The organism is Trichococcus palustris (assembly GCF_900114465.1).
Lineage (GTDB): Bacteria > Bacillota > Bacilli > Lactobacillales > Aerococcaceae > Trichococcus > Trichococcus palustris.
Map to the genome: position 1 here is coordinate 1 of NZ_FOTD01000039.1, position 8,216 is coordinate 8,216.

Here is an 8,216-nt window from a genome sequence, read left to right on the forward strand (position 1 = left end):
TTGGGCTTTCTTGACTTTCTTTTCAGACCGGGACAGACATTTCGGGTTCGCATATTTCACGGATTCCCCGGCATCGTTTGTCGTGATGGCGAAGTCGGAAAGGCCCAGATCGATGCCGATTTTGTGTTCCACAGGCAGCCATTCCGGCGTTTCCTGTTCCACCAGAATGGAAATGAAGTAGTTGTCGGCCTTGTTCATGGAAATCGTGCAGGACTTGATCAGCCCGTTAAAATCCCGGTGTTGCTTGATTTTGACGAAGCCGATCTTCGGCAGTTTGATTTTTCCGTCTTCGATGCGGATGTTTCCGCCCTGATTATTGGTGGTGTAGGACGCCTTTGACTTGTGCTTGGCTTTGAATTTCGGAAAACCGACGGATTTGTCGCGGAAGAAGTTCTGGTAAGCCTTATTCAGGTTTTTGCTGGCATTCGCCAAGGCCAAGTTGTCCACCTCTTTCAGGAACGGAAATTCTTCCTTGAAGGAGGTGTAGGTCCTCGGCTTGATGGATTTCAGCAGTTCCTTGTCGTCTTTGTATGTTTCATAAATTTCTTTCCGGTCAGCCAGCATCTGGTTGAAGATGAACCGTGCGGAGCCAAAACAATTGGCGAAATAGATTTTCTGTTCCCGATTGGGGCATAAACGGAACTGATAGGCTTTCAGCATGATACTCACCTCTTTGGCTTCATTATACACCTTCGAACGTGTGTTCGCCAAAGGTAAGGCAAGGGAAAAGACCGTGCCGCCTAACTCATGACTGAAGTCACGAGTTAGGCGGCACTTTTTCAAATGAGGGTGCACAGGAAGGCATGGCGAGATCCTCGAATGTAGGAAGAACATTCGAGAAATTGACTCCACAACACGCAAGCAAAACTGGGATTTCCAAATGGAACATTCCTGAAAGATCTGGCTTAGGAATACGAAATGGCAAAAGGGTTGCCTCTTAGAGACAACCCCTCTTGCAATGCCTATTTTTGTTTAACCGCATTCTGGATCTGAAGGCGCCGCATTGGCTTTTTTCGATGAGATTTGGAATCACCAGTGTTTGCAATGACCATTTCCACAACAGCTTTTTCCTTTGCCATGGTGTCCGTTTTCCATCATACCCATTTTGCCATGGTGTCCGTGTTTCATCATACACATTTTGCCGTGGTGTCCGTGTTTCATCATACACATTTTGCCATGGTAGTCGTTTTCCATCATACCCATTTTGAAATGCTCTGCTTTATCCATTGCCGTTTCCCTGTAATCCATCATTTTGTTCAAATTGTGATCAGCTTTGCCTGCCAGTTCTTTCCGGAATTTCTTGCCCGTTTTAGGGGCCATCAGCAAGGCAATCCCTCCACCGATGACCATCCCTTTGACCAAAATAGAAATTTTGCCCATTTTCTGTTCCCTCTTTCTTTCGGCGGAAGCAAATACACTTCCGTATGTCTTCACAGCGATAACAGGTGACGCAAGCGAACCGCCATTCATGGATGCTTGAAATCAGAGCGACTACTTTACATGCTTATTATAGAGCAAATCCAAAATGAAACAAAACAACAACCACTATTTCCGCCATCAAAAATCCGCCATCTTCCGGTTTATCTGCACCATGCCCAAGCGGGCGGTGTGTTCCAGCATATATTCGTAGTTGGCGAGGTAGTCCTTTTCGAAGATGCCGCTGTAGAACAGGTCCAGGATGTAGCTGAAACCGGCGGAGGAAGCGAACTGCCCGATCTTCGAATAATATTTTTCCCAGGGCGGGATGAAGAAATTGTAGTCGCAGACCTCGCTGAGGCTATTCTGCCCGAAGGAGGTGATGGAAATCGTCTTGGTGCCGCCGTAGCGGCAAAGCCTTGCATCGCCGATCGTCTCGCGGGTTTCGCCGGTATAGGAAAGCAGGATGGCAAGATTCTCCTCGGAGGAACGGCTGGCGTAATAATCCTGTTCGCCCGGTCCGCTCGCCACGATGACGCGTTTGTTGATGCGCATGCAGTGGTACTGGAACTCCTTGGCGTGGGCGATCGTCGAGTGGGTGCAGTAGACATTGATCGTCTCCGCCTTCTCCAACAGGTCGATGACCTTTGCCAATTGTCCGTAATCCAAGAGGCTTTTCGTTTCCGCGATGGCCGCCTCCTTCAGAGTGGCGATGTTGGCCGCCATGGTCCGCACATCATCGCCGCTCTGGATGGGGAAGTTGGCGTCCGGTTTTCCGACCTGTTGGCTATCCTTCTTCTGTTCCGTCAGATACTTCAGTTTAAAGTCGTTGAACCCTTTATAGCCCAGTTTTTGGCAGACGCGGACGACCGAAGCGTTCGATGTGAAGGTTCGCTTGGCCACTTCCAGAGTCGTCATATCGACCACGCTGTCAAAATGCTGTATGAAAAATTCCACTACTGCCTTCTCCGTATCGGAAAAGGGTTCGGATGCAAGTTTCGTCTGTAAATCCATTTTTTCTCCTCACCTCGTTTGAAATGTCAACTCGCTGTAATGCCGTTACAGGCAAACGGCCCAACGAAAACAAATTTTGTAACCGCTTTCCCGAAGCGCCCGGAAGTATTTACGCGGTGCTTTCTAACGACTATGATAGCACTAACAAGAAGATTAGAGGAGGAAAAATATGACGAGTTTTCCAAAAGGATTTTTATGGGGAGGCGCGATAGCCGCCAACCAAGCAGAGGGTGCTTATCTGGACGATGGAAAGGGCTTGGCCATCTCCGATGTGTTGACGAACGGATTCCTGTCCGATCCGGACAAAGCGGTCGAACCGGAAAAATACTACCCGAGTCATGAAGCCATCGACTTCTACCACCGCTACAAGGAAGATCTGCAGTACATGGAAGAAATGGGGTTCAAAGCTTTCCGGACCTCCATCTCCTGGGCGCGCATCTATCCGACGGGCGAGGAAACCGAGCCGAACGAAAAAGGGCTGCAGTATTACGATGACCTGTTTGGAGAAATGCTGAAACGCGGCATGGAGCCGGTCGTCACGCTATCGCATTACGAAACGCCGTATGCGCTGACGGAGAAATACAACGGCTGGGAAAGCCGTGAACTGATCGGCTTATTCGAGAAGTATTGCCGCACTGTATTTGAACGATACAAAAATCAAGTCAGCTATTGGATGACATTCAATGAAATCAATAATATGCACACGATTCCGTTTGCGGCGGGTGCCGTGATTTTTGATGAGACAGATGAAAACGAGAAGCTTCGCGTCATCTATCAGGCTTCCCACAATATGTTCGTCGCCAGCGCCATGGCGAATAAGCTTTGCCATGAAATCATGCCGGAAGCACAGATCGGCTGCATGCTTTCCTTGAGCGCGGTCTATCCGAACACCTGCAAACCGGAGGATATCTTCGGCGCGATGTCGTTAAGGAGACGTTCGCTGTTCTTCAGCGATGTGATGCTGAGAGGGAAATATCCGGCTTACGCCGACCGCATCTTCGCAGAGTATGGCATCCAACTAAAAATGGAACCGGGTGATCTGGACATCATCGCCGCCTATCCGAGTGACTACTTAGGCTTCAGCTATTACCGCAGCACGACTTACAAGGACGGAATGAAGATCCTGGGCAACACGGGTGGGATCATCGGTGAAAAGAATCCGTATCTGGATGAAACACCTTGGGGCTGGCAGATTGATCCGCTGGGTCTGCGCTATGTCTGCAATGAACTGTATGACCGTTATCAAAAACCATTATTCATCGTGGAGAACGGTATGGGCAGCAACGATGAGGTGACTGAAGACAACAAGATCCATGATGACTACCGCATCGATTACACCAAGAAGCATCTTGTCGAAGTAGCCGAGGCAGTGAAGGACGGGGTTCCAGTCATGGGCTACACCTACTGGGGACCGATTGATATCGTCAGCGCCGGGACGGGCGAGATGAAGAAACGCTATGGCTTCGTCTACGTCGACAAGGACAACGAAGGCAAGGGAACATTGGCGCGCTACAAAAAGGATAGTTTTGACTGGTACAAAAAAGTCATCCAGACCAACGGCGACAGCCTGTTCGAATAATCGTACAGTTGCTGGTCATGGCTCTAGACATCGTGATGTACATGCCATTTGTCGTCCTGATAGCCAACAAAAAAGCCGTTCCAGCAAGCGAAGATGCAATGATCGTTGAGCCACAAGACGACAAAACCATCACGAAACAACAAGCCCCAAGCGAGGCGTAATAACAACAAAAGGAGCCTATAAAATGAAAAGTTACTTTCCGAAAGATTTTCTCTGGGGCGGCGCAATAGCCGCCAACCAGGCCGAAGGGGCCTGGAATGAGGATGGCAAAGGGATGTCCGTCGCGGATGTCGCCCGGTTCAAGCCCGATGTCTCCGTCGAGGATTACAAATCGCAATGGCACACATCCTTGGCGGACATCGCCATCGCGAAAGAAACGGACGATACCGTCTACTATCCGAAAAGAAGAGGCATCGATTTCTATCACCACTACAAGGAAGACATCCGGCTGTTCGGCGAAATGGGCTTTAAGACGCTGCGCGTATCGATCGCCTGGACACGCATCTTCCCGAACGGCAACGAAGAGGAACCGAACCAAAAAGGCTTGGACTATTACCGTGACATGTTCGAGGAATTGAGGAAGAACGGCATCGAGCCATTGGTGACGCTGTCGCATTACGAAATGCCGCTGTATTTGGTTGATCATTACGACGGATGGGTATCCCGTGAGGCGGTCGGATTCTTCGCGAAGTTCAGCGAAACGGTCTTCCGCGAATACAAGGACCTGGTGAAATACTGGCTTTCCTTCAATGAAATCGACAGCGTCTTCCGCCATCCGTTCACGACGGTGGGGGTGGTCGAAGAGAAATACGCAGATAAAAAAGCGACCGAAGAGGCCATTTATCAGGCACTGCATCACCAGTTCGTCGCCAGCGCACAAGCGACAAAGCAACTGCGCGAAATCATCCCGGGTGCACAGATGGGCGCGATGCTGACGAAGACGATGACGTATGCCGAAACCTGCGATCCGGAAGAAGTCCTGATGGCGCAGAAAGCCAACCGCGACAACCATTTCTATGCGGATGTGCAGGTGTTCGGGGAATATCCGAAGCATGTATTGAACTACTTTGAAGAGAATGGTTTCCAGATCGAACGGACGGAAGAAGACTTAAGATTGTTAAAAGATTATACGGTCGATTTCCTTTCCTTCAGCTACTACATGTCGATGGTCGTATCGAAAAACGCCGATAAACGCGAAAAAGTCGGCGGCAACCTGACGACGGGCGTGAAGAACCCTTACCTGGAAACCTCCGAATGGGGCTGGCAGGTTGACCCGGTCGGACTGCGCATCTCCCTGATCGATCTCTATGACGCCTACCGCATCCCGTTGTTCGTCGTCGAGAACGGCATCGGTTCGACCGATGTATTGACCAAAGACGGCACCGTCGAGGATGATTACCGGATCGACTACTTCCGCGAGCACTTCAAGCAGATGAACTTAGCCATCAAGGACGGCGTCGAGCTGATGGGCTATACGTCCTGGGGCTGCATCGACATCGTCAGCGCCTCGACTTCCCAGATGGCGAAGCGCTACGGCTTCATCTACGTCGATACCGACGACTACGGCAAAGGCACCTATAATCGCTACAAGAAAAAATCGTTCCATTGGTACAAAGACGTCATCGTAACAAACGGTGACAGTCTGTATGCAGAACAGGAGTCCGAAAGGACGGCTGCTGAAAAAAGCCCTGCCATAATCTAAAGCGATCTAAAGCGGGAAACCAAATAGGAAAACCGTATCGGTACACCCCTTTCGATACGGTTTTCTTCATGGAAGGATGGATTTTTTTACTCCGGACAGCAACCCTTTGTTCTTTCAGCATCCGTTCCGGGAGTATATTGTCTGATGAAAATTGTTTGTTTATTATAAGTGGAGTATAATTATATATGTCCATGATAAATTGTGGAAAGTAGGTAAACGGCGGAAGCCTTTGGATTTGTTCGATAGGAAAGAAGGGGTTTGTATGCGGTATCAATTCCGGCCGAAAACGCCGAAAGGGAAATGGTCCGTAGGTTTGTTTGTTTCATTTTTTGTGTTAGCGCTTGCGGGAACCTTGATTTCTTCGAAGCTGGGGAACACCATCGAATATCCCAATCCGATCAACAGTCCATTGTTGGGAACCGTAATCTATCTTATGTTTTCGGCAGCCATAATGGCTTCGATAATGGGATTAGTAGCCGTAAAAAAAGATCATGAACGCTCGCTCTCGGTGTACCTGTCGATACCGCTCGGGATAATCTTTTTTGTCGTTATTATTCTGTTCCTGATTGCCAATCTGGTGGGGCCGCCAGGATAAGACAACGTGGCCGAAAGCGCAACGACACAGATGATGACTGGCACCAATGCAAAAAAATATAAAGAATGCACTCAAGGAGGATATCAAATGGGTTTAAGAAAAGACTTTTTATGGGGTGGCGCTACTGCCGCCAATCAATGCGAAGGTGGATACAAAGAAGGCGGAAGAGGGCTAGCCAATGTGGATGTGGTCCCTGCCGGTAAAGATAGAGGAGCCGTCATCACAGGCAAGATGAAAATGTTCGATTTCGACGAGGATCATTTCTATCCGGCGCTTGAAGCCATCGATATGTACCACCGCTATAAAGAAGACATTGCTTTATTCGGCGAAATGGGCTTCAAAACCTATCGTCTGTCGATCGCATGGACGCGTATCTTCCCTAATGGCGACGAGCAGGAGCCGAATGAAGCAGGCCTGAAATTCTATGAAGACTTGTTCAAGGAATGCCATAAATACGGTATCGAGCCGTTGGTGACGATCACGCACTTCGATTGCCCGATGCACTTGATCAAAGAGTACGGCGGCTGGCGCAACCGGAAAATGGTCGGATTCTATGAGAATCTTTGCAATGCCATTTTTACCCGCTATAAAGGTCTGGTCAAATACTGGTTGACCTTCAATGAAATCAATATGATTTTGCATGCGCCGTTCATGGGGGCCGGCTTGTACTTCGAAGAAGGCGAAAACGAAGAACAAGTCAAATTCCAATCTGCGCACCATGAGTTGGTGGCGAGCGCAATCGCAACCCGCATCGCGCATGAAGTGGATCCAGAAAACCAAGTGGGCTGCATGTTGGCGGCCGGGAACTACTATCCATACACTTGCGATCCGAAAGACGTCTTCAAGGCGCAGGAAGAAGACCGCGAAAACTACTTCTTCATCGACGTGCAATCACGCGGCGAATACCCTGCCTACGCACTCAAGAAATTGGAACGTGAAGGCATCGAAATCCAGATGGAGGAAGGCGACAAGGCCTTGCTGAAGGAGAACACGGTCGACTTCATTTCCTTCTCCTACTATGCTTCGCGTGTTGCTTCCGCAGACCCGGCAGTGAACGCAAAAACAGAAGGCAATATCTTTGCATCCGTCAAGAACCCTTACCTCGAAGCGAGCGAGTGGGGCTGGCAGATCGATCCATTAGGACTGAGAATCACGATGAATGCGATGCACGATCGCTACCAAAAACCATTGTTCATCGTTGAAAATGGCTTGGGAGCTGTCGATGTGCCTGATGAGAAAGGCTATGTGGCCGACGACTACCGCATCGCCTACATGGCGGCGCATATAGAAGCGATGAAAGATGCCGTGAACTTGGACGGCGTCGATCTGTTGGGCTACACCAGCTGGGGCTGTATCGATCTAGTCAGCGCCGGGACCGGCGAAATGAAGAAACGCTACGGCTTCATCTACGTGGACCGCGACGACGAAGGCAAGGGAACGCTCAACCGTTCCAAGAAAAAATCCTTCGACTGGTACAAAAAAGTCATCGCCAGCAACGGAGAAGACTTGTCCATCTGAGCGGGAAATGCACCTAATGGATAAGGCAAAACATTAACGAAAAGACGATTAAATAGGATGAGGTTGGGACAAAACCCAACTGAATAATGAAAATAGGCATGAGTTTACCCAAGTTGGGTAAGCTCATGCCTATTTTTTATCCTCCTACGGAGGTTTCGAGTAAACAAAAAGGATACCTTTTGATAGAATTAAAGTAACGACACAATAATCGATCGGGGGTACCCTTATGTTTAAACATTATACTATGAATCAAGTTATTTTGCCTATCGATTTAGCAGTAAAATTACCAAGAAATGATATCGCTTTTTCGGTGAATGAGGTTGTGGAGAGTATCCCAGGGGAAGCCTTTGAAGCTTTCGTCAGGCAGACCGGCTGCCCTGCCTACCACCCGC

Annotated in this window: 8 protein-coding genes and 1 pseudogene; 6 read left to right on the forward strand and 3 right to left on the reverse strand. The window is 49.1% G+C overall.

Features of this window, described 5'->3' with window-relative positions:
* From BM101_RS13460 to BM101_RS13470, 3 genes are all read right to left on the reverse strand, one after another.
* Positions 1-660, reverse strand: a 660-nt coding sequence (locus BM101_RS13460; protein WP_218149946.1) for an RNA-guided endonuclease InsQ/TnpB family protein, incomplete at its 3' end; no start/stop codon positions are given.
* A gap of 369 nt (positions 661-1,029) precedes the next feature.
* Positions 1,030-1,380, reverse strand: a complete 351-nt coding sequence (locus BM101_RS13465) for a YtxH domain-containing protein (RefSeq protein WP_177194535.1) — start codon at positions 1,378-1,380, stop codon at positions 1,030-1,032.
* A 177-nt stretch (positions 1,381-1,557) separates the two neighbouring features.
* Complete coding sequence (locus BM101_RS13470; RefSeq protein WP_087034154.1) at positions 1,558-2,430, reverse strand: MurR/RpiR family transcriptional regulator; 873 nt, start codon at positions 2,428-2,430, stop codon at positions 1,558-1,560.
* A 169-nt stretch (positions 2,431-2,599) separates the two neighbouring features.
* On the opposite strand from BM101_RS13470, the gene BM101_RS13475 reads away from it, so the two are divergent.
* From BM101_RS13475 to BM101_RS14455, 6 genes and pseudogenes are all read left to right on the forward strand, one after another.
* Positions 2,600-4,009 carry a glycoside hydrolase family 1 protein gene (locus BM101_RS13475; RefSeq protein ID WP_087034155.1) on the forward strand — a complete coding sequence of 470 codons (1,410 nt, stop codon included), beginning with the start codon at positions 2,600-2,602 and terminating at the stop codon, positions 4,007-4,009.
* Between the two features lie 17 nt (positions 4,010-4,026).
* Positions 4,027-4,170 carry a hypothetical protein gene (locus BM101_RS14195; protein ID WP_177194536.1) on the forward strand — a complete coding sequence of 48 codons (144 nt, stop codon included), beginning with the start codon at positions 4,027-4,029 and terminating at the stop codon, positions 4,168-4,170.
* 23 nt (positions 4,171-4,193) lie between these two features.
* Positions 4,194-5,711, forward strand: coding sequence for a glycoside hydrolase family 1 protein (locus BM101_RS13480; RefSeq protein ID WP_087034156.1), 1,518 nt, complete (start codon positions 4,194-4,196; stop codon positions 5,709-5,711).
* 262 nt (positions 5,712-5,973) lie between these two features.
* The gene (locus BM101_RS13485; RefSeq protein WP_087034157.1) at positions 5,974-6,306 is read left to right on the forward strand and encodes a hypothetical protein; all 333 of its coding nucleotides are present in this window, start codon (positions 5,974-5,976) and stop codon (positions 6,304-6,306) included.
* Between the two features lie 87 nt (positions 6,307-6,393).
* Positions 6,394-7,824: a 6-phospho-beta-glucosidase gene (locus tag BM101_RS13490; protein WP_087034158.1), complete on the forward strand. Its 1,431-nt coding sequence runs from the start codon at positions 6,394-6,396 to the stop codon at positions 7,822-7,824.
* Between the two features lie 226 nt (positions 7,825-8,050).
* A pseudogene (locus BM101_RS14455) lies at positions 8,051-8,216 on the forward strand (IS5/IS1182 family transposase); the annotation flags it as partial.

What these genes read in the sequence shown, in the direction of transcription:
- BM101_RS13470 (WP_087034154.1), bottom strand. Translation starts at nt 2,430, where the DNA reads ATGGATTTACAGACGAAACTTGCATCCGAACCCTTTTCCGATACGGAG.
- BM101_RS13490 (WP_087034158.1), top strand. Translation starts at nt 6,394, where the DNA reads ATGGGTTTAAGAAAAGACTTTTTATGGGGTGGCGCTACTGCCGCCAAT.
- BM101_RS13485 (WP_087034157.1), top strand. Translation starts at nt 5,974, where the DNA reads ATGCGGTATCAATTCCGGCCGAAAACGCCGAAAGGGAAATGGTCCGTA.
- BM101_RS13480 (WP_087034156.1), top strand. Translation starts at nt 4,194, where the DNA reads ATGAAAAGTTACTTTCCGAAAGATTTTCTCTGGGGCGGCGCAATAGCC.
- BM101_RS13465 (WP_177194535.1), bottom strand. Translation starts at nt 1,380, where the DNA reads ATGGGCAAAATTTCTATTTTGGTCAAAGGGATGGTCATCGGTGGAGGG.
- BM101_RS14195 (WP_177194536.1), top strand. Translation starts at nt 4,027, where the DNA reads ATGGCTCTAGACATCGTGATGTACATGCCATTTGTCGTCCTGATAGCC.
- BM101_RS13475 (WP_087034155.1), top strand. Translation starts at nt 2,600, where the DNA reads ATGACGAGTTTTCCAAAAGGATTTTTATGGGGAGGCGCGATAGCCGCC.